Below are 23,860 nucleotides of genomic sequence, written 5' to 3' on the forward strand. Positions count from 1 at the left end.
GAACCTGAAGAAGACAGCCATGAAACTGCTTGTCGTTGAAGACGAAGTCAAGACCGGCGATTACGTTAAACAAGGCCTGACCGAGTCCGGATTTATCGTCGACCTTGCGCGCAATGGGTTGGACGGCCATCACTTGGCTTTGACCGGATCCTACGACTTGATCATTCTAGATGTCATGCTGCCCGATGTTGAAGGCTGGCGTATTGTTCAGGCATTGCGAGAGGCAAAGTCTGCGACGCCTGTCCTCTTTCTTACAGCGCGCGACAGCGTAGAGGATCGCGTCAAAGGCCTGGAGCTGGGCGCTGACGACTACCTGGTAAAGCCATTTGCCTTTTCTGAACTGTTGGCTCGTGTGCGGACTTTGTTGCGGCGCGGCGCTGCACCGGTATTTAACGACCAGCTCCAGGTAGCTAATCTGACGCTCGACATTCCTCGTCGGCGAGCCCAGCGTGATGGCGTACGCATTGATTTGACCAATAAGGAATTTGCGCTACTGGAGCTGTTGGTACGACGCCAAAGCGAAGTGCTGCCGCGCTCTTTGATTGCATCGCAGGTGTGGGATATGAACTTTGATAGCGACACCAACGTCATTGACGTTGCCATCCGCCGACTGAGGGCCAAGATCGATGACGATTACGAGCCCAAGCTGATTCATACCGTCCGAGGCATGGGTTATATGCTGGACGTCACACCTTCTGCTTGACGATGAAGCGACGACCCGCGTCTCTCGCTTTACGGCTGACGGTCTCTATTGGGGCAGTGATCACGATCGTTCTGCTCTGCTTCGGCTGGATGATCGAGCGGTCTATCAATAACCATTTCATTCAGCAGGATGTAGACGAGTTGAACGCAGTGGTTCAAGCGTTGAAGCACACGCTCGCCACCGCCCCGGCCAACGAAAGCCCTGAAGCATTTCGGGATCGTTTGGCGAATGCCGTCTCGGGCCACCACAACGCACAGTACCGGATTTCAACGTCCACCGGCTCGGTCATTTATTCGACACCCGGCTCAGACCTGGCGAGATTTGCAGGCATTGCGCGCCCCGTCGAGCGAATTTCCATTGACACCGTCGGCACATGGCAGGATCAGGGCGAAACATTCAGGGGTGCTCTGTTAAGAATGGAGTCCGAAACCTTGCCCAAGATCGGGCCGCTGACCATTGCCGTGGCAACCGGCGTCAATTTCCATTTGCACTACCTGGAAAGCTTTCGCGGCTATCTTCGACTTATCATTATCGGCGCCTGCTTGATTGCCATTTTGGCTACCTGGATAGCGGTGTATCAAGGCCACGCACCAATACGGCGGATCAGCCGCGAGATGGGAAGAATCAAGTCAGATCAGTTGCACATACGCCTGGACCCCGACGGCGTTCCCGCCGAATTGGTTGAATTGACACTGTCTTTCAATGAAATGCTCCACCGCCTTGAAGAGGTCTTCAAGCGCTTATCGGAATTTTCGGGAGACATTGCGCACGAGTTGCGCACGCCAATCACCAATATAAAGACACAGACCGAAGTAGCGCTTTCGCAAGCGCGCAGTGTCGATCAATACCGGGAAATCTTGTATTCCAACCTGGAAGAGTATGAGCGCATGGCCAAGATGGTAGGCGACTTGCTCTTCCTGGCGCAAGCCGACAATCATTTACTTAAACCCGAACTTGTCACAATCGATCTCGACGCAGAGATACGCACGCTTTTCGATTACTTCGGCGCGTGGGCCGAAGAACGTGGGGTCTCTCTGGAATTGATCAGCGAGCGAGTATGCACGCTAGGTGACACGCTTATGATCCGGCGCGCTTTGAGCAACTTGCTGTCTAACGCCATCCGCTATACACCGCAGGGAAGGACCATCTCGGTTCACCTTGAAGGCAATGGGAAATCTGTGAAGGTTCGGATAGTGAACCCCGGCCCCCAGATCCCGCCGGAGCACTTGCCTCACATTTTCGAGCGTTTCTATCGCCCCGACGCCTCACGTCAGCGTTCTTCGGAAGGAGCCGGCCTGGGATTGGCGATTGCCAAATCCATATTCGAGGCACATGCAGGCCGAATTACAGCGACTTCAACCGAGCAAGAGACTGCCTTCGAGGTGCGACTGCCCGCGCAAACGTGTTGAAGCCTAACGAAACGTCTCTTCTGGGCTTGTTTGCCGGGCGGGGGCCTTAGGACAAGCGCATGTCCATGAGCATCAACTTACAGAAAATTGCCCCATCATCCCGTTGTCTTCGTGTTCAAGGATATGGCAGTGGTACATGAAGGGAGATGCCATCGCCGTCTGCGTGAACTTCACCAGAAGTTCGACCGGCCCCTGGGCGACGACGGTGTCCCTCAGTCCCTGATCACGAATCCCGGGGGCCGAACCATTACGGCTTAACACCTCGAAGTGAACGCCATGGATGTGGAACGGATGTGCCATCATGTCGCCAGAAACCTCCCAAACCTCGATGTCGCCAAGGCGGACCTGTTCGTCAACCCGACCCATGTCGAAAGTACGGCCATTGATGCCGAGCATTCCCATTCCCCCCCGCATCATGCCTCCCATGGAAGGCCCGCCGCGCATCATCCCTCCCATGCCCATGTTCATGACAAAACGTCGCCGCCGAACCGCCTTGACCTCATCCAGCCGCTCATAAGCATGCAATCTGTCAGGCACTTTGGATTCAAGCGCCGGCTTGCCCTGAGGTTCGAATCGAACAACCGTCTCCCGTCCAATTCTCCCCAGGTTTGCGGCAGCGGTCATCATGCCCATCATCATTGGAAGGTTGCCGTCCGGACCGGTTTCAAGTGTCGCTGGCCGGCCATCCGAAAAGTCAGCCAGAATTTCCGCACGCTCTCCCGGCGCAAGTCGTAGGGTGCGAAGCTCGACCGGCTTGTCGAGCAAACCACCTTCGGAAGCAATCCAGTGAAAGGGCCGATCATCCGCGAATGCGAGATCGTATTCCCTGGCATTGGAGCCGTTCACCAAGCGTAAGCGAACCAGGCCACGAGGCACGCGGGCTGTCGGGTTGACGGTTCCATTGACCATCAGCGTGTCGCCTCGACGTCCATGCATGACCGACATCATGCCCTGAGGCAGTACGAGAGTACCGTTCTCGAATTGTCGATCCTGCAGTATCAAGGGCAGGTCATCGACGCCATATTCAGACGGTAGTCCAAGCGCCCTCTCATCGTCGTCGCTAACAATCAGCAGGCCAGCCAGTCCGGCATAGACTTGCTCTCCCGTGCGACCGTGCGCATGCGAGTGATACCAGAGCGTCGCCGCCGGTTGACGAATGGGAAGCACCGGTCGCCACGTCGAGCCCGAACGGATGGTCTGATGAGGACCGCCGTCAAGCTCTCCCGGAATGAGCAGGCCATGCCAGTGGACCGTCGTATCCTCGCCCAAAGCATTCGTGACCACCATCTCGACGTCGTCGCCACGATGGACACGCAGCGTCGGGCCAAGATAGCTGCCGTTGTAGCCTAGCGTCACGCTCTCTCGTCCAGGGAAAAAGGATGTTTTGCCAATCTGCGCTTTAAGGACTACCGACTGACTTTTGTCGCGAGCATCAATCAGTTCGGGAATTTTCAATTGCCTTGACTCTGCGGCAGCAGATGGCCTCCATAAAGATGAAGCCGCCCACAGCGAACCGCCTGCCAGCAAAGTCCCGGCCAAAAAAGAACGACGTGTGAGCGTCATGAATGCACTTCCCAGTAAACCTTAGAGCCATATTGTTGGCATATTCCGCATAGAGGGCAAATGAGATAAAGTATCACTCATTGAAAGAAAAACTTTAGGGTAAGCGGATTAAATGGTTGATCTTACCTTTGCATGAGAGTGAGACAGACCGGCATCTCATCGGATTATCTGGTTGATGCTTCACCTACTGCTGGTGCATGTTTCCTTCGCTAATTCCAGCAAGAACCCCGCACGCCTCAACTTCCCGGTCATCGTTGCAACTCGCTCTCAGTGAAACGAGTTGTTTCTCAAGCGCTTGCAGAGCGGTTATCTGCGACCGCACATGAGAGATGTGATCATCGAGCAAGGCGTTGACGGCGGTACAAGGCTGATGAGGGTCGTCCTGATAGCTCTGTAGTTCGTGAATCTCAGCCAGTGACAGGCCCAGGATTCTGCAGCGACGGATGAAGGCCAGCCCCTCACCATGCTTCTCGGTATAGACACGGTAACCGTTGTCCTGCCGATCAGGCGGCGGCAACAAGCCCTGCTGTTCATAGAAGCGGATCGTCTGTGTTTCGACCCCTACCAACTGCGCCAACTGACCAATGCGCATCAGCCTCCTCCCCAACGGATTCTTTACTCTATTGACCTTATAGTAGCTTTATAGTTCTAAATGGTACCACAACATTGTTCAAGTGGAGTCGTATCATGAGCAAATCCTGTGGTGGCGCCTGTGGCGGTGATGCAACGTCCGCAGCGGATACCGATATACAGGCCTCCTCCGAGGCGCCAGGGAGATGGGTCAGTGTTTATGCCGTGCCGAAGATGGACTGTCCATCAGAAGAACGAATGATTCGCCTAGCCCTGAACGGCTTTGAGGAGATTCGGGCGCTGTCCTTCGACTTGTCGAACCGCCGGCTGAAGGTCGTGCATGACGGCGAGGTCGAGCCCGTCACCTCGAAACTGAAGACCTTGGGGCTAGGCGCCTCGCTTCAGGAAACCGTCGCTGCAAATCCGGAGACCATCAAGGCCGCCGAGTTTTCGGCAGCTTCTGCTAAGCAAGAATCCGGGACCCTGCGCTGGTTGCTCGGCATCAATGCACTTCTGTTCGTGGTGGAAATGACTGCCGGTCTGATCGCCCAGTCCACCGGCCTGATTGGAGAATCCCTGGACAATTTTGCCGATGCGGCGGTGTACGGGCTTGCCCTTTATGCGGTTGGACATAGCGTGAAAATGCAGGTACGTGCCGCGCATCTTGCTGGTGTACTGCAACTGATCTTGGCTGTGGGCGTGCTCGTAGAGGTGGTGAGACGCTTTGTATTCGGTAGTGAGCCTGAATCGCTGGTGATGATGGCTATCGCATTCGTCGCATTGATTGCCAATACCAGTTGTCTGCTGCTCATATCCAAACATCGGGAAGGCGGGGCGCACATGAAGGCAAGCTGGATATTCTCGGCCAACGACGTGGTGATCAACCTGGGGGTCATCACCGCCGGCGCCCTGGTCGCGTGGACCGGTTCCAATTATCCGGATCTGATTATCGGCACCATCGCGGGGGGCATTGTACTTAACGGTGCCAGACGCATTTTGGCGTTGAAGGGTTAAATAATGCTCATTATTGGCAAAAAGCTCTCGCCGTATGCCCTATTGTCCATATCGGGCCTGCTGGCAGCGTCTGATCAGGCTGTAAAGTGGCTGGTGCAGCAATCAATGGCCTATGGCGAGTATGTTTCGGTGACCCCGTTCTTTAACTGGGTGCACCTATGGAACACCGGTGCCGCATTCAGTCTTTTTGCGAATGGTGGAGGCTGGCAGCGCTACTTTTTTATCGGAATCGCGGTAGTGGTCTCGATTTTTCTGATCAAGCTGATCCTTGAAAATCGTCATAAAGGAGAAGCCATCGCTTACAGTCTTATCCTCGGTGGCGCCATGGGCAATCTGATTGACCGGGTCTTTCGCGGCTATGTTGTGGATTCCTTTGATTTCTATTGGCGAGACTGGCATTGGCCGGCCTTCAACCTGGCTGATATTGCAATTGTCCTCGGTGCCTTACTTTTCGTTTCCAGCAGCTTGTTGGGTAAAAAAGCAAACACCAATGCCGAGCCGGATGGATCTGACTGACACCTACGCCTATACAACACCATGACCGAACTTCCCGGCAACATCCTTCACCTGCCGCAATACCAAGTACTGGGCTGCAAATCAACCGACGACGAAATGCACTTCCAGGTGGACGTGCCCGATCCCATCGCCTGCGAGGAATGCGTCGTGCAGGGTGAGTTCGTACGGTTCGGCAAGCGTGACGTTCCCTATCGTGATCTGCCCATCCACGGCAAGCGGGTCACTCTCTGGGTGGTCCGCCGCCGATACACCTGCCGGGCCTGCAAGACAACATTCAGGCCCCAGCTACCGGAGATGGTGGACGGATTCCGTATGACACTGCGGCTGCATGAGTACGTGGAGAAGGAATCCTTCAACCACCCCTACACCTTTGTGGCGGCACAGACCGGCCTGGACGAGAAGACGGTGCGCGACATCTTCAACGCCCGCGCCGAGTTCCTGGGGCGCTGGCACCGCTTCGAGACGCCCCGCATCCTGGGCATTGACGAGCTATACCTGAACAAGCGCTACCGCTGCATTCTGACCAACATTGAGGAGCGAACCCTGCTCGACCTGCTGGCCACCCGCCGCCAGGACGTGGTGACCAACTACCTGATGAAGCTGAAAGACCGGCAGAAGGTCGAGATCGTCAGCATGGACATGTGGAACCCCTACCGGGCAGCGGTCAAGGCTGTGCTGCCCCAGGCCCGTATCGTGGTCGATAAGTTCCATGTGGTGCGCATGGCCAACGATGCCCTAGAGAGAGTGCGCAAGGGCCTCAGAAAGGAGCTGAAACCGTCCCAGAGCCGGACTCTCAAGGGAGACCGGAAAATCCTGCTGAAACGCGCTCACGAAGTCTCAGACCGGGAGCGCCTCATCATGGAGACCTGGACAGGCGCGTTCCCGCAACTGCTGGCCGCCTACGAGCACAAGGAGCGCTTCTACGGCATCTGGGACGCCACCACACGGCTCCAGGCAGAAGCCGCCCTGGACGAGTGGATAGCCACCATCCCGAAGGGCCAAAAGGAAGTCTGGAGCGATCTGGTCAGGGCAGTGGGAAACTGGCGCGAAGAGACCATGACCTACTTCGAGACGGACATGCCCGTCACCAACGCTTACACGGAGTCCATCAACCGACTGGCCAAGGACAAGAACCGTGAAGGGCGCGGTTACTCCTTCGAGGTGATGCGGGCACGAATGCTCTACACCACGAAGCACAAGAAGAAGGCACCGACTGCGAAGGTCTCTCCTTTCTACAAGAAAACCATCGGTTACGGACTGCCGGACTTCGCAGAGGAACTCAACTACGGAGTCGATCTATCAACCATCTGAGGGTGGTATCAGATTGATGGGGTGAAGGTGCCCCATCAACCATTAAATCCGTATACCCAAACTTTATCGCTATGAAGTCGCCTGTCCACCTGAACGCCTTGCGGGCATTTGAAGCCAGCGCCCGCCACCAAAGCTTTTCCGCAGCAGCGGCTGAACTGAACGTCACGCCGGCAGCCGTGGGCCAACTCGTGCGCACGCTGGAAGACTGGCTGGGTACGCCGCTGTTCGTGCGGGTCAACAGCGGGAGGGCTCGGCTGAGCCCGACCGAGATGGCTGAACGTGCGTTGCCAGACATCCGGGCCGGTTTCGACCGGCTGGCGCTAGGCATGGAACGGCTACAAGAGGGATCAACCAGCGAGGTGCTCACCGTGACGGTCAGCCCGGCATTCGCCGCTAAGTGGCTGCTGCCGCGGATAGATCGATTCCAGACAGCTTGTCCGGACATCGACGTGCGCTTGGACACCAATCACAAATCGGTGGACTTCATAGCCCAGCGCATCGATATCGGCGTGCGCTACGGCATGGGGGACTGGCCGGGCCTGAAGGCCGACAAGCTCATGGATGAAGAGGCTTTTCCCGTATGCTCCCCTGAGCTGCTGCGTCAGCGCAGGCAACTACGAAAGCCAGGTGATCTAATTCGCGAAACACTTATCCATGACTTGACGATGGCCGGCCATTCGGGCTTCCCGACCTGGGAGGAGTGGATGAAGAAAGCCGGAGTTAGTGACACAGCAACGATCCGTCGCGGCATGCAGATCAATAATTCTGCAGCCGTGCTGCAGGCAGCTATTGAGGGGCATGGCATCGCGCTCGCACGCAGTATCATGGCCCGCGACGATCTGTCGAGCGGGCGCCTGGTGAGGCTATTCCCTGACATCAGCTTTGCGTTGAATGTGTCTTATTACATCGTTTACAGGCCCGAATGCGCCAATCTGCCCAGATTAGCGGCATTCAGGGAATGGTTAATCACTGAGGCGGATGACTAATCACAAAGTAAACTTCAAACGGAAGGGCTTCGCTGTCGCCCAATCTCCCATGACACCCTACCGCCATTCACTGTTGCAGCGACCTGCTGGCCCAGCCGCTGCTCGATCACCGGTCGCCACGGCACCAGCGAGAAGCCCATGCCGTCGTCCAGCATCGCATAGCGTCCGCTGGCAAGCATGACAGAGCGCCGGTAGATGCCAGCCACGCGTTGTCCGTCTGCCGTCGGTCGGTGCTCCAAGCCAGTGTCAGCGGCGATGTCCTTGGCCACCTGCGCCAGTTCCCGATTACGTAGCGTCCCCAGCAGGTCCCGGGAGAGGATCACACGTTGCCCGCGCCGCTGAGCCAGCCCCTGTTCTTCAAGGAAATCAGCGCGCTGCTGCATGGCTTGTTTGGCCTCGCCACCAAAGCCCACATCGCCCAACCCCTTGCCGCCGCCGATCAATTGCTGGTCAAGCCAGGTGGCCCCGATGACGCGGGCCTGCCGTTCAATCGGCAGGTGCGATTTCAGTTCCACCGCCACACCACCCAATCGTTGCACGTCGTACTGGCGACCTTGTTCGGGCAGATCGCCCGGCACTTTCCATAGTCCTTCGGCAACGCGTTCCACGATGCCAGCTCGGCGCAAGGCTTCCAGCCGGCGAACGTGAGATGCGACCACTTCCTGAGGGTAGCGTCCCGCCTTGGCTCGGCCTTGTTCAATCGCCAGATGATGATCCGTGCGGTACAAGCCATCGCTTGCCAGTGTCGCGATGTTGCGGTCGGCAGCCCGGATATCAGCGGAACCCTTCACTTCCACCACCGCACCGGTCGGATAGTTGGCCGGTTCGTCACGCGCATTGAGCGCAACATAGTACGCTTTGCCATCCACGCCGTCGATCACCAGATAGCCCCGGTCGTGCAGCTCATCATCCAGCCCCTTCGCGGCCACGCGCCCGACGATGGTGCGGCCACCTCCATCGCCACCTTGGCCCGGCTCGAACACGGCAAGTTCGCGTTGTTTTCCGCTCATGGCCCGCTGCATGGTGCGGATGATGTCGCCCCGCTCGCCCAGGGCGTGCAAGGTTTTTTCGGCGTCGGTGTGCATGACCCAGGTGCCGGGCTGTATTTCGTCGGCCAGCCCCAGGTGCTGCAAGCGTTGCAGGCGACCGATCAGCAGCAGGCGCTGGCGTTGCAAAGTCGGCGCATTAAAGCGCTGGATATGCACCCGGCCATCCTCGCCGATCTCACGTTGCAGGGTGCGGTCCAGGCTCGTCCACCGTTCCTGTTCCACTTCGCGTTGCATGGTCTGCTGGATCTCCAGCTCGGTGCGTGGCCCCAGCCATTCGGTCGCCAGTTCAGATGCGCGATGACGCAAACCCTGGGCGATGTAATCGCCCGCGATGATCAGGTCTTGGCCGGTGTCGTCACGTCCGCGCACGATCAGGTGGGTATGGGGATTGTCGGTATTCCAGTGATCCACCGCCACCCAGTCCAGGCGCGTGCCAAGGTCAGCTTCCATGCGGTTCACCAGATGCCGGGTGTAGGTGCGCAAGTCATCCAGTTCAGCACCGTCCTCTGGGGAAACGATGAAGCGGAAATGGTGTCTATCCTCGGCGCAGCGTTCCTTGAAGGCATCCAGATCGGCGACGTCCGTCTGTGGCCCATAGGCTTGGCCTGGCTCGCCATCGCGGCCCGCGCCGTCACGCTCGATGTAGCGTAGGTGCTTGGCAAGCGACTGGGGGCTGGCACGTTGCTGATTCACCAGCAGCGTCTTGATGGCCACCCGTCGCGAGAATGGCGTGAGGTTCGCCCCTGCGAAACGCGCCGCCGTATGGCCGCGCCCCAGACGTGCGCCGGGACGCTGGCCAGCGCGCGCGCTGCGGCCACCGGCGGCGGAATGGCGCATGAAGGACTTGCCGCCGCTGGCCTTGCTGGTCTGCTTGAGCACCTTGGAAATAAAACCTTGGCCTTGACCCTTGCCCCGGTTCTTCGGGGCGCTGGGACGCACCCGGAAAGCATCATCGCGGCGGTCGCTCATGGCTACGCTCTCTATAAGTTCTGAATGCAGTTGTGGCGTAGCCGGTCGTGTGGAGCACGCGGCCAGCCCCGTCTTGGCGCGGGAATCACGCCCCCAGCGGCACGGCGGCAACGCCGCATCGTGCCGCGCCACCCCCATGTGCAGACTGGCTTTGCGGGCGTCTGGGTGCCGCCCCCTTTTGTCTTGCCTTCCGCCTTTACCTGTCGCTTTCGCTCCCGGCGTCGGCGGCCCGGTGGCACTGCAGCATGGGCAGTCAGCGCACCGGCGAGCGCGCCGATGGACGCGCCAGAGGCCGCAGGCCAAGCACGTTCGAGGCACGGCTCCTGCACGTGGGACGGCTGAGCGGGACGCCTTGCTGTGTGCAAAGTCCATTGCATAGGATTGGCCTCAGCACGGCAGACGCAACGACGCGCCGGCAGCCCCAAGGAAGACACGCCTGATAGCACGATGACATGCAGCGCGACGTGCATTGAGTCGGCGGCCTTCATGGCTGCACCTCATGCCAGACCGGGTGCGCGATGCCGATCACGGCGGCTACGCTGACCGGGCCAAAATAGCGGCTGTCGAATGAGGCCGGATTCGTAGCGCTCAACAGGAACAGTTCGGCCGCCATCAATGGCCGGCACTGCGGCCAGAACGGCAACGGACGCCCCAGCCGGTCGGCAGACAGCACGGCGGCCACCGGCACGCCGTCGATGCGCACCTGACCGGCCACGATGCAGACGTGTTGCGGCGCGACCGCGCCCACACGTTTGAGCAGCGGAATGTGTGCGGGCAGATAGCCGCGCTGCGCGGCCAGTGCAGCGGCGTCGGCAGGCAATCGGGTCAGGACGATGCTGCCCACGGACAAGGAACGTGGCAGTGAGGTGGCCCCTTGTTCAAGCGGCTGCACGCGATACCAGCCGACCGCCACACTGTCGGACGGATTGTAGATCAGGCGCGGCAGCGACGGCACAAAAGCCGTCCAGGCCAGCGCCGCGAGGCCGACGGCGGCGAAGCCCGCCAGCACGATGCGGGCGCGCAAGCGCGAACGAGGATGCCGCCTGGCCCCAGCAGCCTGATTGAGCATGGTAATCGGTGTCATGAAAAGCTTCTCCCGACCAGCCAGGCGGCGTGCCGTTCGGCGGTGTAATCGGGCAACGGCTGACGCGCCGCCAGCCGATTGGCGAGCGTGCGCCAGTACGCGGGCGAGACGGCGGCGGGAGCAATACCCAGTAACTCGATGGCATCCATGCGTTGCAGCACAGAACGGACGGAATGATGGCCTTCAACGTGCAGCAACAGGCGCGCACCCGGCTGCACGCCGGGGATGCGCTGCGCCGCGTCCAGCGGTGTGCAAGCCTGCATCACCATCAGCTGCCAGCGCACCGTGCCGTAGTCATTGGCTTGCCAGCGAATACGGCACAGCACCGCGCCCGGCAGAAACACCGCCCAGCGCCGCCAGCGGTCCAACCGCAGCGTGTGTGCCGGTTCACCAAAACGCAGGTAAAGATTGAAATGGGGTTCGATTGTGGCCAGTGCCACCCGCGTCAACGGTGCGCGGTTAGCGTGAAGGGCAAGCGCGGCGGAGGGCGGCAGTGATGCCGCCGTGGCCGCACCAGCAGGCGAAACAAAGCGATTCATGGCGTGTCCTTTTTGCGAGGATCTGGAAACTCCCTTTCCAGCAGACCGCGCAGCAGCTCGGCCACAGTCACGCCTTGCGTGAAGGCCGATACCTTGATGCGCGCCCGCAGGGCGGGGGTAATGTCCAGCGTCAGACGAGCGGTGTAGAGATCACCCTTGTTCAGCGCTTCAGCGTCGCCCTGACGAATCCACGCTTCAGCGTGCGGGTTCGCGGGCGGACGCGCACCAATGCCCACGCGCTTGGCTGGACGTTTGCTGTTCAGTGGCAGCTTGGCTGTCATGTCGGCCACCGCAACAGTTCATCGACCAGCGCGGTGATCTCACGCGCCGCCGCGCTATCGGGCGCCGTTTCACGTGCCAGCCGCCCGGCGGCCACGCTGTCGGCAAAGACGATCCGCTGGCGAACCTCGGCGCGCAGCGCCGGCAGCGGCTGCTCGGCCAGCGCCCGACGGGCTTCGCGTCCGATCACCGTGGTGCTGACCCGCCGGTTGATGACAAAGGCCGCTTGCAACGCAGGCCGGAACACCTGGGCCTCGCGGACCAGCGCCACCATCTCGGCGCTGGCCCACAAGTCATAGGGGCTGGGTTGCACAGGAATCAGCACGTAATCGGCTGCCAGCAGCGCGGAGCGCGCCAAGGCGGCGATTCTGGGCGGGCCATCAATGACCACGTGATCGGCCCGCCTGGCGAGTTCCGGCGCTTCCTGATGCAGCGTTTCACGTGCCAGGACCACGGCACTGAACAGCCGTGGCAAGCCTTGCTGGCTTCTGCGCTGTGTCCAGTCCAGTGAAGACCCCTGCGGGTCGGCATCCAGCAGAATGACCTGCTGACCGCGCAGCGCGAGTTCTCCGGCGATGTGGGTGGCCAGCGTGGTCTTGCCCACGCCTCCTTTCTGATTGAGCAAGGCAACGATCATGGCGCAGCCCTCCCACCAGGAAAACCGGGCTGTTTTTGCCTTGCCAAACGGGTTTGGTTCTTCGGCTGATTACGTCCTTCAAACTGCCGGGTGTTTCCCTTTTCAGAATCTATCCATCGTGGTGGCGAGTCTTTATCAATCGTTAGAGTAATTAAGTTAGATAAGTTAAGGGGCGCGCAAACCCAGTGTTGGCAAGGCTTTGCAGCCGATTGGCACGCCTGATAGCACGATAGTCCCACGCCCGATAGCACGATACCGGACACGCCTGATAGCACGACACTATTCACAGGATATTCACAGCTTTTCCACAGACTTATCCCCGTGCTGTGGGCGGCACCGGTCGGAAGGTCAGCCGTTCGCGGCCTTCGTTCGGCAGCAGCTCGATCCCCAACACGTAGCCGGGCAATGATTGCTTGGCGACCAGGGTGCGCAGATCGCAGGCAAAGTCGGCGGGCTTGGCGGTACTGCCGGACTTCTGGTGCAGGTAACGGAAATCGAATTGCCAGCCCTCCGGCTGCTTGCCGCCGTGCTTGCGCACTAGGCGGTACAGCCAGCGTTCGATACCGCCCGTGAGCCGGAAGTACGCCGGGTCGATGGTCAGCACCAGGGCTGCATCGAGCACGCCCGCATAGAACCAGTCCGGCAAGATCAGTTCGATGCCCAGCGGCTTGCCGCCGGCGTCGGCCAGTTCCTTCCACTCGTTGATCCACGAAAACCGATGCAGCCGCCGCCCCGTGGTTTCGCGGATGGACGTTGCCACGCTGGTCGATTGCAGCCGGTCGAGCGCCGCTTTCAGACGCTGGTAGTCGCGCAAGGAGGTGCCGCGCCCGATAAAGCGCAGGATTTCGTAGGGTGTAGCGCGTATCCAGCGCGAAGGCGTGATGCCGGCATCGCGTCTGCCAGTACAATCTCCCACACGCATGACCCAACCGATGACCCGAAGGTGGTCACGATCGCCGGAATGCTGGTCACGATCAGCAGAATAGGTGGTCACGATCCCGGAATTCCCGGTCACGATCGACCGGAATACCCAGCTTCAGCATCGGCCACATCATGTTTGTTGGTCTTCACAAAGGGTTTGACAAACTGTGGCGAGATCAGCCTGACCTCGTGCCCCAGGCTCTGCAACTGACGGGCCCAGTGATGTGCGCTGCCACAGGCCTCCATGCCAATCACGCAAGGCTCCATGTTGGCGAAGAACGCCATCACCTTGTCGCGTTTGAGTTGCTTGCGCACCACGGGCTTGCCGCGCTCATCAGCGCCGTGAATCTGCAGAACGTTCTTTGCCAGATCAATGCCAATGGTTGTAATCTTCATGGTGGACGCCCTCCTGTCAGGTAATGGTTTTGACACCCATAATTTAAGGCACTCTGATGCCGTAGCCTCAGGTCGGGGCGTCCATTCCATTGTTTGAGCAGTTTCTTGAAACGGCGAAACTGTCTGGCACGCGCGTAGCGATCCGCCTGACGGGTCAACTGCTTGTCTTCTTTGGCAACAGTCTGCTTGAGCACAATACCGACTGCTTTGGCCTGATCAACGAGTTTCTTGCGGACTGTATCCAGCAACCGGCTATCGGTCGGATGGACCACTGCTTTGGGTTGAACCGTGGAGGCGTTGTTCAGAGCAATCCATGCCAGAAAAATACCGCGAGGTGGTCGTTTCAGACCAACGCTCAACGACCCCTTCGTCGCTTTCGTTGAAGGCGTCTTGAGATTCAGCAACGAGACCATCAAACGGATCGGCAGTCTGGGACGGCCTGCATTGGAGACTCCACCACAGACCACTGCCGTGTGGGATCCAAACAAACAAATCGTCGACTTCGATCACTTTGCCCGCACGAACCTTATGCGCAAAGTGATGGGCCAGAAACGCTTCGATTTCCTGCCAGAGCATGTGAGAGGTCAGCACGGCCAGCGGATGTCGGAGGCCGATCATCTGATTGATGCGGCTGAGGAAAAAGTCGTCTATGGCCATCGGTGACTCTCAAAAAACTCCTAGAAATCGATCTCTGGGCAATTAAAAATTGAGAGTATATTATACCAATATTTACTATTTTCCCTATAAATTCAATATCTTAATTAAACAACATGGACGACTATGTAGTGTTTGCTCAATTTTTATTGAGGCGCCATCCCTATAAGCATCCGCCATGATCGGCCGATGCGTAAGCGCAAGATATCGAGCGCCCTGATGGATGAGGGATTATGGATAGATCCCAAATTTCACGCGTGAAATTTCGGCGCATGGCATGCCATCAAAGGCGAAAATCAGAAGCAGTAGAACCCGCAGTCGCATCGAATGTAAAGTGGACCCCAGTTTTCAGACACCGGTTTAAGCTAATGTCCCTGGAGGGCAATAGCATGACGGAAGGTAAGAAACGCAAGGTTCACAGTGCCGACTTCAAAGCCAAAGTGGCATTGGAAGCCGTACGCAACGAGATGACGATCAACGAGATCGCACAGAAGTTTGAGGTGCATCCGATGATGGTTCGGCAGTGGAAAAAGGAGTTCCTGGACAATGCAGGCAGCGTCTTTGCCAACAAGCGTGGCCCCAAGCCAGTCGAGCACGCCAAGGAGGACGCCTTGTATGGCGAGATTGGTCGGCTCAAGATGGAGCTGGATTGGCTTAAAAAAAAGTCCGGACTATGAGCCTGGAGACGAGAATGGGCTGGATTGATCCGTCGAATAGTCTCTCGCTGGTCAGGCAATGTGCGCTGGCGGGTGTTTCCCGTGCGACCTGGTACAGCCACCAGAGCCTCAAACCCGCGAGTGGCGATGATTTGCAAGTGTGCCACCTGATTGATCAGGCGTACACGCAGCGTCCCTTTTATGGCAGCCGCCGCATGGTGCGCTGTCTGAAAGATCGTGGTCTGACGGTCAACCGCAAGCGGGTACAGCGCCTGATGGCGAGCATGGGGCTGGCTGGGATGGCTCCCGGGCCAAACACTAGCAGGAAGCACCCGCAGAACAGGATCTACCCATACCTCTTGCGTGGTTTGCAGGTCGTCAGGCCGAACCAGGTGTGGAGCACGGACATCACGTACGTTCGTCTGGCACGAGGGTTCGCCTATCTGGTGGCCATCATCGACTGGTACTCACGCAAAGTGCTCTCCTGGCGCATCAGTAACAGCATGGACTCTGCATTCTGCGTTGACTGCCTGGAAGATGCCCTGGCAACTCACGGCAAGCCTGAGATCTTCAACAGTGACCAGGGCTCCCAGTTCACGAGCACGACATTCACCGACATTCTGAAGCGTGAAGAGATACGGATCAGTATGGATGGTCGTGGCCGTGCACTGGATAACATCTTCGTGGAACGGCTCTGGCGCAACGTGAAGTACGAAGACCTGTACCTCAGGGGCTACAGCAGCATGGCCGAGCTGACCGTAGGTCTGGCCGAGTACTTTGCGTTTTACAACACTGAACGACCCCATCAAGGGCTGGGCTACAAAAAGCCCGATGAGGTCTATGCCACCTGCGAAGGCGGTGGCGCGAGCATCCCGGATCACTTCAGAGACACGAGGGGTGAATCCCCCGTTTCGCTACGCTCCACGGGGGATTCACCCCGGGAGCAAACAGGGCAGCGCTGTACCGCTGCGGTTGAAGAAATGGACTTAGCTTAAACCGCAACAGATTCTGTCTTGACAACAGGGTCCACCTTACTCTTCACGCTTCAGAATGTCGGTGAATGTCGTGCTCGTGAACTGGGAGCCCTGGTCACTGTTGAAGATCTCAGGCTTGCCGTGAGTTGCCAGGGCATCTTCCAGGCAGTCAACGCAGAATGCAGAGTCCATGCTGTTACTGATGCGCCAGGAGAGCACTTTGCGTGAGTACCAGTCGATGATGGCCACCAGATAGGCGAACCCTCGTGCCAGACGAACGTACGTGATGTCCGTGCTCCACACCTGGTTCGGCCTGACGACCTGCAAACCACGCAAGAGGTATGGGTAGATCCTGTTCTGCGGGTGCTTCCTGCTAGTGTTTGGCCCGGGAGCCATCCCAGCCAGCCCCATGCTCGCCATCAGGCGCTGTACCCGCTTGCGGTTGACCGTCAGACCACGATCTTTCAGACAGCGCACCATGCGGCGGCTGCCATAAAAGGGACGCTGCGTGTACGCCTGATCAATCAGGTGGCACACTTGCAAATCATCGCCACTCGCGGGTTTGAGGCTCTGGTGGCTGTACCAGGTCGCACGGGAAACACCCGCCAGCGCACATTGCCTGACCAGCGAGAGACTATTCGACGGATCAATCCAGCCCATTCTCGTCTCCAGGCTCATAGTCCGGACTTTTTTTTAAGCCAATCCAGCTCCATCTTGAGCCGACCAATCTCGCCATACAAGGCGTCCTCCTTGGCGTGCTCGACTGGCTTGGGGCCACGCTTGTTGGCAAAGACGCTGCCTGCATTGTCCAGGAACTCCTTTTTCCACTGCCGAACCATCATCGGATGCACCTCAAACTTCTGTGCGATCTCGTTGATCGTCATCTCGTTGCGTACGGCTTCCAATGCCACTTTGGCTTTGAAGTCGGCACTGTGAACCTTGCGTTTCTTACCTTCCGTCATGCTATTGCCCTCCAGGGACATTAGCTTAAACCGGTGTCTGAAAACTGGGGTCCACTTTAGAGATACGGATCAGTATGGATGGTCGTGGCCGTGCACTGGATAACATCTTCGTGGAACGGCTCTGGCGCAACGTGAAGTACGAAGACCTGTACCTCAGGGGCTACAGCAGCATGGCCGAGCTGACCGTAGGTCTGGCCGAGTACTTTGCGTTTTACAACACTGAACGACCCCATCAAGGGCTGGGCTACAAAAAGCCCGATGAGGTCTATGCCACCTGCGAAGGCGGTGGCGCGAGCATCCCGGATCACTTCAGAGACACGAGGGGTGAATCCCCCGTTTCGCTACGCTCCACGGGGGATTCACCCCGGGAGCAAACAGGGCAGCGCTGTACCGCTGCGGTTGAAGAAATGGACTTAGCTTAAACCGCAACAGATTCTGTCTTGACAACAGGGTCCACCTTATATTCGAGAAATACCAATAGCTGTTTGCATGGCAGTATAGTTTCCGATATTATTTAAATGAATCGATTCGCAATTAAAGTAACAATCCCCCGGCAAAGCCGGGGGCCTTCATTTGTGAGCCGCTCAAAGCGGCTATCCGGAGACGCTAACGCGGCTCCGTATCTTGTGCCACCGTTCGGTGGCCAGATTCAGAGCAGATTCAATTGCTCCAATCGAGAGTCCTCTTTTTCCTGGTCCTGGATGTAACGTCTAATGACCTCTTCGTCACGCCCAACCGTCGAAACAAAATACCCTCTGGCCCAAAAGTGCTGCCCGACGAAATTTCGCCTCCTCTCACCATACACCCGGGCAATGTGAATGGCACTTTTGCCCTTTATGTACCCAACCACCTGAGAGACCGCGTACTTTGGCGGAATCGCGATCAGCATGTGTACATGATCAGGCATCAAGTGACCCTCCAGAATCTCGCTCTCCCTACGACGGGCTAACTGCCTGAACACCTCACCCAGGTGCTTTCTCAAACTGACATACAACGTCTTTCTTCGACACTTGGGAATAAACACCACATGGTATTTGCACTCCCAACGGCTATGGCTTAGGCTTTCATACTCGTCCATCGTGAAACTCCTTTTCTCGAGTGTGCTTGGCGGCTCACTCGGATAGTTTCATCGATGGACTCCCCTAAATGTCAAACTTCTACTGCCACCCCGGCATAGCCGGGGGATTTCCCATGTTTGTTTAAACATGCACATTCGCAATCGATTTTTCATAAACCTTGCAACCTAATTCAGAAGGCGTATCACTATGGAATCCCCAAAAATCGATAGATCAGAGATTGACAGCGAAGATTTGGCTGAAACGTTTATGCTTCACCGATCCGGTCGAGCAGCAATTCGGCTCAATGGCAGAATTGTGCAATGGGACAGTAGTCGCCACAAGCGGCTTTACGTTGAAGATGAATGGATTCCCGTGAAAGAATTGGTTAACCACCTAACAGATCACGAGATTATCGAACTTCAGAACTTACCTGATTGGACAGGGAATAATGAACACATCATATCGGGGATAGTCTTGACAAATGTAAGTCAAGCAATTGATCGATATAGATTTCGAGCCAGTAAGGGTCGCCATGCTGATCCTGGCAGAGATGCGTATGAATTTGAAAAACTGCAGAAATGTGTATGCAGAAAATGCTTGGCGAATGCGGATTAGGTCCACTTCATTGCACTCGTGCCCCATCGGTCAACACCCTTCAACTGCTCCGCAATCAGTCTGATATGCTGCAAAGCCGCACGAATGTTGCGTAGCAGCTGGTTGATCGTGTCGGTTCTGGCATGGATGGATGTCGGATACAAGGTCGTCTGACTGGAATGGCTCGCGACCTTGACCACCACCGCGAGCAACAGCGGGCGATTCTTGATGGCTTCGACACAGCCAACTGGATGGGCGGCCCGACAGCACCAACTCCACCAGTACTAGATGAGGGCTCCGGCACACGCAGTCGTATGACAGCGATTGAGATCCTGCGCGGTGAAGCCCGAGAGTCCCCACTGATTCTTCAGTTCATCAAAGCTGTTCTCGCAATCACAGCGTTCCCGAGACATCTGGGCAATCGATTACGAGGGAAAGTGAGCAGTGGGCACCAGCAAGGTGTACTCCCACATCCGGACCGCATCCAGGATTTGATGATCGGCAAAGTGCGGACGCAGCTGACCATGGTCGTCCATCGTCTCCCGGGCAATCCCTTCGCGTATCCGACGATGCACAATCACCACCCGTCGTGACTGGCGCCAGCCCGTCCGCGATCTTGACCTAGTCCTGAGCAGCCGAAGCCCTTGCGAATCAGTACGACTTCAGTCCAGACAGTCAAACTGGCGTCGCACCAAGCGCTGGACGTTGCTGATCTGGCGAAGACCCAACAGATAGGGCTACTGGCGTTGCTCGAACGTCACCAGAGTTCCATCGTTGCCATCGCCACTGTCACCTCGCACCAGCGCAGGAGCCTTATCGCCCAGATCGTCCAACAATTGCTCCAGGCCTGCTTGAGCAAGAGCGCTCGCACGCTGGTTACCCCCGTCAGCTGCGAATCCAGAACCTGTCGCAGCGGACTCACCAATTAAGTGTGCAGGACATGACCGGGTCGGCCGGGCTTGCGTGGGTTGTAGCCCTTCAACGCCCATTTTTGTTTGCCTCACAACGGTTTGACGCTCGCATCAATGTTCCAGTATCCAGTTCCGATCCAGTGAGACATGAGCGCAGGGCGCAACCATGCCTGGACTGCTTGCTCGTCCATCCGGGCTAGTGCCCTGCGCAAGGACTCCTCACTGAAAATCTTGCTCATGCCCAAAGACTTCATCGCCACCTGATCGCCATGCACCACGGTCATGTACGCATACCGCCGGTGACCCGCCAGGATGGCAAAGAGCAACCTACCCAGCACATCCCGTTTGCCCGGAGAGTTAGGGCTGGTGTAGGTCAATGTGCATTACTCTGCACAGAGATCAGAACCGCCTATGCATGTTTTGGGCTTGTTTTAGCACTCACCTGCTGAACGATGGTAACCACTTCTTTGATATGAGTCCGCAGACACGGTGGGCCAACATGGCTTTCATCCCAGAACATCTGGATACATACCCCAGGAGCCGGAACTTCCCTCGCTCAGAGTGATTTTGAAAGTCATGGGGCAAAACATGGGGCAAAAACGCCAGACGTCAAAAGGGGCTACAGTCTTTTGAACTGTAACCCCTTGATAATACTGGCGCGCCCGGCAGGATTCGAACCCACGACCCCTTGGTTCGTAGCCAAGTACTCTATCCAACTGAGCTACGGGCGCTGAGAGAAAAGAAGTATAGCACTATTTTTTTATCTTTGTAAAACAGCCCAATCCTTACTTGTTAGCCCGCCCTGTTCAAACCGACTACCCGTTCCAGATACGAACGGCCCTCAAGTCAATGCCGACCGCATCAACCCGTGTTGCGCACACCAGCTGCAATCCCGTTGATGGCGATATGGATACCCCGCTTGCCTCGTTCACCCACTTCCTCATGATCGTCTGCCGCCTTGCGGAAACGTCGGATCAACTCAACCTGAAGATGGTGCAATGGATCAATATACGGGAAGCGGTGTTGTATTGAACGAGCTAGCGCAGGGTTGGTCGCCAGAAAATCCGGCGTTCCGGTGATCAGAGTCAGTGCTTCGTGCGTTTGGTGCCACTGCCGCTCTATCTCTTTGAAAACGGTCTCACGGATCTTGCGATTCTCCACCAGACTTGCATAGCGCGAGGCCAACGCCAGATCGCTCTTGGCCATCACCATATCCATGTTCGAGATCAAGGCCTTGAAAAACGGCCATTCTTCATACATTCGCTTCAGAAGGTTGACTGCCTGCTCACGAGACACCCCCTTCGGCGGATGATTCAGAAACTTGTCGACCGCCACACCAAACCCTAACCAACCCGGCAAAGTCAGACGACACTGCCCCCAGCTAAATCCCCACGGAATGGCACGCAAATCCTCAATCCGCTGAGCTGCTGCACCACCCGCCTTCGGTCGGGCCGCAGGACGTGATCCGATATTAAGTTGAGCGATCTCGCGAATAGGCGTTGACTCAAAAAAGTACTGAGCAAACCCCGGGGTTTCGTAAACCAGTGAGCGGTAGGCCACAAAACTGTCGTCCGAAAGCCGCTGTGCCACCTCCAGAAACTGAGGATTCACCATGTCAGGCGCCTGCAACAAAGTGGCTTCGAGGGTCGCGGCGACCAGTGTCTCGAGATTACGTCGTCCGATATCCGGGTTCGCGTACTTTGAGCCAATCACTTCGCCCTGCTCAGTCAAACGGATTCTGCCCTGTACAGTACCTGGAGGCTGAGCCAGGATGGCGTCGTAGCTCGGCCCACCCCCTCGACCAACAGTGCCACCTCGACCATGGAACAATCGCATGGAAACGGCCTTGTCCTTGGGCAATGAGTTGAACACCTCCACCAGCGCAATCTCGGCACGGTACAACTCCCATGTACTGGTAAAAATGCCGCCATCCTTGTTGCTATCCGAGTAGCCAAGCATGACTTCCTGGACGACGTGGCTGCGTCTGAGCAGTGCCAGCATGCCAGGCACTGCAAAAAACTCGCGCATGATCTGAGGCGCCAACTGCAGGTCTTCAATCGTTTCGAACAAGGGGACAACCATCAGTGCAGCCCGGGTGGGCTCGTCCTCATGGCCAGCAAGCGTTCCACCAAGTGGACCTCTCATAAGTCCTGTTTCTTTCTGCAGCAAATAGACTTCCAGCAGATCGCTGGCTGTTTCGGTGTGACTGACAATGTACTGAACAACAGCCTGCTCACCGTATACTTGTCTGACCTGAGCCGTGGCCCTGAACACACCCAGCTCTTTGTTCGTGAGGTCACTGTAACGGGCACCGGGGACGGTCAGCGCGCGTGGATCCTTCAGCAGCCGAGTCAGCAATCGAACCTTCTCCGATTCGCTCAACTCCGAGTAATCATTCTGAACTCCTGCGATTGCCAACAGCTCTGAGACGACCGCCTCATGCTGGTCGGAGCTCTGTCGTAAATCGACACTGGCCAGGTGAAACCCAAACACCTCAACCGCCCGGATCACTCGATCCAGGCGCTCCTTAACCAGCTCCTGCGCATGATTCTGGATCAGTGACTCGCGCATGGTCTTGAGATCTCGCAACAATTCACCCGGATGCTGGTACGGATCCTGGGGAGCGACGGCATGTCGCGCAGCATCAGCATGGGCCAGCACTTTGAGCGTGGCAGCCAGACGCGCATACATACCTGTCAACGCTCGTCTGTATGGTTCGTCCGCTCGATGTGCATCCGTATCGGGGGATCGGTCTGCAAGAGCCTGCATATCGGGCCCCACAGGAACCAGCAGGGCTGACATGGACAGCTCGGCACCGAGCAAATGCAGGGACGTGAGGTGATGGCGAAGTACCATCTCCGACTGACGCCTCAGCGCCTCACGCAAAGTGTCTGCATTGACGTTCGGGTTGCCGTCACGGTCCCCGCCAATCCACTGTCCCATCTTGAGAAAAGGATGAACAGGTTGCTTGCCAAGCCACTCTTCGAGATCCGCATAGAGTCTCGGGATTTCCGTCAAGAATGTGGACTGGTAGTAGCTCAGCGCATTCTCAATCTCGTCTATGACAGTCAACTTCGTGAAGCGTAGCAAACGGGTTTGCCATAATTGCACAACCCGGGCTTTGAGGCGCATCTCATTGTTGTGCAGATCACGCTCCTGCAACACATCTGCCCCTCGATCACGTATGCGATCACGCTCTTCTAGCAAAAGTGCAATCGCTCGCTCCGCATCCAGAATGCTCTTGCGCTGCACCTCGGTCGGGTGCGCAGTCAGAACCGGCACAACCTGACTGGTAGCCAGCATTTTGGCGACTTTCCGAGGAGTGACTCCATTTTCCTGCAAACGTTTGAATGCCGTGGCAAGCGAACCAGAGCGTGCCCGGCCGGCACGTTCGTGCACGATACGGCGACGAACATGATGGCGATCCTCTGCCAGATTGGCCAAGTGACTGAAGTACGTGAAGGCGCGAATCACACTGACCGCCTGATCGTCACTGAGCCCTCTCAACATGCGTTTCAGCTTTTGATCAATGCGTGGATCTTCGTGACGCCGAAACGCCACTGACAACTGACGAACACGCTCGACAAGCTCAAACGCTGTCTTGCCTGTCTGCTCTCGAATCACATCGCCGAGCAGTCGCCCAAGCAACCGGATATCTTCCATGAGAGGAAGGTCTTCTGGCCGGATCTTCTCTTGCGTCATGCATCAATCTCCTGCTGTTATGTATGAAACTGCCAACCGCATCTCCATCATAAATGCACCTGGTTAACCGTGCACCATGAAACTTTCGAAGCTCCTTGACACAGGCAACTGAAAACCTTGTGATCAGATGGCAGTCAGACAATCACACCCATACGTTCAATAAGGCGGATGGTTTGATAGTACCGCTGCGCACCCACAGCGAGTCTGTGATTGCCAAACCAGAGCTTTTGGAGATACCCAGCTGCAGACACACTCGGTTGCCGTAGACCTGGCCCGCAACATCAAAGCAAGAATCTCAGCCGATTCGAACACCAGACCACGATTCCATTGCCTTGAAATGAGGAGTATTCTGATTGCATTAGCAACAAGAAAAATACTCCTCACTCCAAGTGCCGCACAAAGG

20 protein-coding genes, 1 tRNA gene and 5 pseudogenes are annotated in these 23,860 nt (G+C 57.2%); 11 read left to right on the forward strand and 15 right to left on the reverse strand.

Annotated elements, in window-relative coordinates:
* Window positions 1-19: 19 nt before the first annotated feature.
* Both DBV39_RS10065 and DBV39_RS10070 read left to right on the forward strand, forming a co-directional pair.
* Complete coding sequence (locus DBV39_RS10065; RefSeq protein ID WP_108621427.1) at window positions 20-703, forward strand: heavy metal response regulator transcription factor; 684 nt, start codon at window positions 20-22, stop codon at window positions 701-703.
* Window positions 704-705: 2 nt separating this feature from the next.
* Complete coding sequence (locus DBV39_RS10070) at window positions 706-2,112, forward strand: Cu(+)/Ag(+) sensor histidine kinase (protein ID WP_108621428.1); 1,407 nt, start codon at window positions 706-708, stop codon at window positions 2,110-2,112.
* A 72-nt stretch (window positions 2,113-2,184) separates the two neighbouring features.
* Here DBV39_RS10070 and DBV39_RS10075 read toward each other — a convergent pair whose 3' ends face one another.
* Window positions 2,185-3,567, reverse strand: a complete 1,383-nt coding sequence (locus DBV39_RS10075) for a multicopper oxidase family protein (RefSeq protein ID WP_227870583.1) — start codon at window positions 3,565-3,567, stop codon at window positions 2,185-2,187.
* 292 nt (window positions 3,568-3,859) lie between these two features.
* Window positions 3,860-4,267: a Cd(II)/Pb(II)-responsive transcriptional regulator gene (gene cadR / locus DBV39_RS10080; protein WP_004364961.1), complete on the reverse strand. Its 408-nt coding sequence runs from the start codon at window positions 4,265-4,267 to the stop codon at window positions 3,860-3,862.
* Window positions 4,268-4,362: 95 nt separating this feature from the next.
* On the opposite strand from cadR, the gene DBV39_RS10085 reads away from it, so the two are divergent.
* The 4 genes from DBV39_RS10085 (at window position 4,363) to gcvA (ending at window position 8,072) form a co-directional block, all read left to right on the forward strand.
* Window positions 4,363-5,259, forward strand: a complete 897-nt coding sequence (locus tag DBV39_RS10085; protein ID WP_004574643.1) for a cation transporter — start codon at window positions 4,363-4,365, stop codon at window positions 5,257-5,259.
* Window positions 5,260-5,262: 3 nt separating this feature from the next.
* Complete coding sequence (lspA, locus tag DBV39_RS10090; protein WP_004863699.1) at window positions 5,263-5,775, forward strand: signal peptidase II; 513 nt, start codon at window positions 5,263-5,265, stop codon at window positions 5,773-5,775.
* A 21-nt stretch (window positions 5,776-5,796) separates the two neighbouring features.
* Window positions 5,797-7,086, forward strand: coding sequence for an ISL3-like element ISPpu12 family transposase (locus tag DBV39_RS10095; RefSeq protein WP_013504666.1), 1,290 nt, complete (start codon window positions 5,797-5,799; stop codon window positions 7,084-7,086).
* A gap of 71 nt (window positions 7,087-7,157) precedes the next feature.
* Complete coding sequence (gene gcvA, locus DBV39_RS10105) at window positions 7,158-8,072, forward strand: transcriptional regulator GcvA (protein WP_108621430.1); 915 nt, start codon at window positions 7,158-7,160, stop codon at window positions 8,070-8,072.
* Window positions 8,073-8,086: 14 nt separating this feature from the next.
* Here gcvA and DBV39_RS10110 read toward each other — a convergent pair whose 3' ends face one another.
* The 8 genes and pseudogenes from DBV39_RS10110 to DBV39_RS10155 form a co-directional block, all read right to left on the reverse strand.
* The gene (locus DBV39_RS10110) at window positions 8,087-10,090 is read right to left on the reverse strand and encodes a relaxase/mobilization nuclease domain-containing protein (protein WP_159078897.1); all 2,004 of its coding nucleotides are present in this window, start codon (window positions 10,088-10,090) and stop codon (window positions 8,087-8,089) included.
* Window positions 10,091-10,574: 484 nt separating this feature from the next.
* Window positions 10,575-11,174, reverse strand: a complete 600-nt coding sequence (locus DBV39_RS10120) for a S26 family signal peptidase (protein WP_108621432.1) — start codon at window positions 11,172-11,174, stop codon at window positions 10,575-10,577.
* Window positions 11,171-11,713, reverse strand: a complete 543-nt coding sequence (locus DBV39_RS10125; RefSeq protein ID WP_108621433.1) for a DUF2840 domain-containing protein — start codon at window positions 11,711-11,713, stop codon at window positions 11,171-11,173. The genes DBV39_RS10120 and DBV39_RS10125 overlap by 4 nt, the downstream gene beginning before the upstream one ends.
* On the reverse strand, window positions 11,710-11,994 hold the full coding sequence (locus DBV39_RS10130; RefSeq protein ID WP_108621434.1) for a chromosome partitioning protein ParB: 285 nt from the start codon (window positions 11,992-11,994) through the stop codon (window positions 11,710-11,712). Before DBV39_RS10130 ends, DBV39_RS10125 begins: the two co-directional genes overlap by 4 nt.
* Window positions 11,991-12,629, reverse strand: a complete 639-nt coding sequence (gene parA, locus DBV39_RS10135) for a ParA family partition ATPase (RefSeq protein ID WP_108621435.1) — start codon at window positions 12,627-12,629, stop codon at window positions 11,991-11,993. Before parA ends, DBV39_RS10130 begins: the two co-directional genes overlap by 4 nt.
* Before the next feature lie 313 nt (window positions 12,630-12,942).
* Window positions 12,943-13,524 (reverse strand): annotated as a pseudogene (locus DBV39_RS10145) (replication initiator protein A); the annotation flags it as partial.
* A gap of 137 nt (window positions 13,525-13,661) precedes the next feature.
* A pseudogene (locus DBV39_RS10150) lies at window positions 13,662-13,946 on the reverse strand (IS110 family transposase); the annotation flags it as partial.
* Entirely contained in the window at window positions 13,943-14,305 is a 363-nt protein-coding gene (locus DBV39_RS10155; RefSeq protein WP_159078898.1) for a hypothetical protein, read from the reverse strand. The pseudogene DBV39_RS10150 and the gene DBV39_RS10155, both read right to left, overlap by 4 nt.
* A 112-nt stretch (window positions 14,306-14,417) precedes the next feature.
* On the opposite strand from DBV39_RS10155, the gene DBV39_RS10160 reads away from it, so the two are divergent.
* Together DBV39_RS10160 and DBV39_RS10165 are read left to right on the forward strand one after the other, a co-directional pair.
* Window positions 14,418-14,609, forward strand: a complete 192-nt coding sequence (locus DBV39_RS10160; RefSeq protein WP_159078899.1) for a hypothetical protein — start codon at window positions 14,418-14,420, stop codon at window positions 14,607-14,609.
* A 380-nt stretch (window positions 14,610-14,989) separates the two neighbouring features.
* A pseudogene (locus tag DBV39_RS10165) lies at window positions 14,990-16,158 on the forward strand (IS3 family transposase); the annotation flags it as partial.
* Window positions 16,159-16,299: 141 nt separating this feature from the next.
* Here DBV39_RS10165 and DBV39_RS10170 read toward each other — a convergent pair.
* Window positions 16,300-17,192 (reverse strand): annotated as a pseudogene (locus tag DBV39_RS10170) (IS3 family transposase); the annotation flags it as partial.
* A 62-nt stretch (window positions 17,193-17,254) separates the two neighbouring features.
* Here DBV39_RS10170 and DBV39_RS10180 point away from each other — a divergent pair.
* Window positions 17,255-17,503: pseudogene (locus DBV39_RS10180) on the forward strand (integrase core domain-containing protein); the annotation flags it as partial.
* A gap of 338 nt (window positions 17,504-17,841) precedes the next feature.
* Here the strand turns inward: DBV39_RS10180 and tnpA are convergent.
* Entirely contained in the window at window positions 17,842-18,270 is a 429-nt protein-coding gene (tnpA, locus tag DBV39_RS10185; protein WP_108619982.1) for an IS200/IS605 family transposase, read from the reverse strand.
* A 187-nt stretch (window positions 18,271-18,457) separates the two neighbouring features.
* On the opposite strand from tnpA, the gene DBV39_RS10190 reads away from it, so the two are divergent.
* Together DBV39_RS10190 and DBV39_RS10200 are read left to right on the forward strand one after the other, a co-directional pair.
* Complete coding sequence (locus tag DBV39_RS10190) at window positions 18,458-18,865, forward strand: hypothetical protein (RefSeq protein WP_108621441.1); 408 nt, start codon at window positions 18,458-18,460, stop codon at window positions 18,863-18,865.
* A 158-nt stretch (window positions 18,866-19,023) separates the two neighbouring features.
* A complete protein-coding gene (locus DBV39_RS10200; protein ID WP_108621443.1) occupies window positions 19,024-19,437 on the forward strand; it encodes a hypothetical protein in 414 nt (137 codons plus the stop codon).
* A gap of 407 nt (window positions 19,438-19,844) precedes the next feature.
* On the opposite strand, the gene DBV39_RS10210 is transcribed toward DBV39_RS10200, so the two are convergent.
* The 3 genes from DBV39_RS10210 to ppc all read right to left on the reverse strand — a co-directional run bounded on the left by DBV39_RS10210 (window position 19,845) and on the right by ppc (window position 23,457).
* Window positions 19,845-20,132, reverse strand: a complete 288-nt coding sequence (locus tag DBV39_RS10210) for a hypothetical protein (protein ID WP_159078901.1) — start codon at window positions 20,130-20,132, stop codon at window positions 19,845-19,847.
* Between the two features lie 277 nt (window positions 20,133-20,409).
* Window positions 20,410-20,486, reverse strand: a tRNA-Arg gene (locus DBV39_RS10215).
* 130 nt (window positions 20,487-20,616) lie between these two features.
* On the reverse strand, window positions 20,617-23,457 hold the full coding sequence (gene ppc, locus DBV39_RS10220) for a phosphoenolpyruvate carboxylase (protein ID WP_108621446.1): 2,841 nt from the start codon (window positions 23,455-23,457) through the stop codon (window positions 20,617-20,619).
* Window positions 23,458-23,860: the final 403 nt, after the last annotated feature.

Source organism: Orrella marina (assembly GCF_003058465.1).
Lineage (GTDB): Bacteria > Pseudomonadota > Gammaproteobacteria > Burkholderiales > Burkholderiaceae_B > Algicoccus > Algicoccus marinus.

What these genes read in the sequence shown, in the direction of transcription:
- DBV39_RS10065 (WP_108621427.1), top strand. Translation starts at nt 20, where the DNA reads ATGAAACTGCTTGTCGTTGAAGACGAAGTCAAGACCGGCGATTACGTT.
- DBV39_RS10070 (WP_108621428.1), top strand. Translation starts at nt 706, where the DNA reads ATGAAGCGACGACCCGCGTCTCTCGCTTTACGGCTGACGGTCTCTATT.
- cadR (WP_004364961.1), bottom strand. Translation starts at nt 4,267, where the DNA reads ATGCGCATTGGTCAGTTGGCGCAGTTGGTAGGGGTCGAAACACAGACG.
- DBV39_RS10085 (WP_004574643.1), top strand. Translation starts at nt 4,363, where the DNA reads ATGAGCAAATCCTGTGGTGGCGCCTGTGGCGGTGATGCAACGTCCGCA.
- lspA (WP_004863699.1), top strand. Translation starts at nt 5,263, where the DNA reads ATGCTCATTATTGGCAAAAAGCTCTCGCCGTATGCCCTATTGTCCATA.
- DBV39_RS10095 (WP_013504666.1), top strand. Translation starts at nt 5,797, where the DNA reads ATGACCGAACTTCCCGGCAACATCCTTCACCTGCCGCAATACCAAGTA.
- gcvA (WP_108621430.1), top strand. Translation starts at nt 7,158, where the DNA reads ATGAAGTCGCCTGTCCACCTGAACGCCTTGCGGGCATTTGAAGCCAGC.
- DBV39_RS10110 (WP_159078897.1), bottom strand. Translation starts at nt 10,090, where the DNA reads ATGAGCGACCGCCGCGATGATGCTTTCCGGGTGCGTCCCAGCGCCCCG.
- DBV39_RS10120 (WP_108621432.1), bottom strand. Translation starts at nt 11,174, where the DNA reads ATGACACCGATTACCATGCTCAATCAGGCTGCTGGGGCCAGGCGGCAT.
- DBV39_RS10125 (WP_108621433.1), bottom strand. Translation starts at nt 11,713, where the DNA reads ATGAATCGCTTTGTTTCGCCTGCTGGTGCGGCCACGGCGGCATCACTG.
- DBV39_RS10130 (WP_108621434.1), bottom strand. Translation starts at nt 11,994, where the DNA reads ATGACAGCCAAGCTGCCACTGAACAGCAAACGTCCAGCCAAGCGCGTG.
- parA (WP_108621435.1), bottom strand. Translation starts at nt 12,629, where the DNA reads ATGATCGTTGCCTTGCTCAATCAGAAAGGAGGCGTGGGCAAGACCACG.
- tnpA (WP_108619982.1), bottom strand. Translation starts at nt 18,270, where the DNA reads ATGGACGAGTATGAAAGCCTAAGCCATAGCCGTTGGGAGTGCAAATAC.
- DBV39_RS10190 (WP_108621441.1), top strand. Translation starts at nt 18,458, where the DNA reads ATGGAATCCCCAAAAATCGATAGATCAGAGATTGACAGCGAAGATTTG.
- DBV39_RS10200 (WP_108621443.1), top strand. Translation starts at nt 19,024, where the DNA reads ATGGCTCGCGACCTTGACCACCACCGCGAGCAACAGCGGGCGATTCTT.
- ppc (WP_108621446.1), bottom strand. Translation starts at nt 23,457, where the DNA reads ATGACGCAAGAGAAGATCCGGCCAGAAGACCTTCCTCTCATGGAAGAT.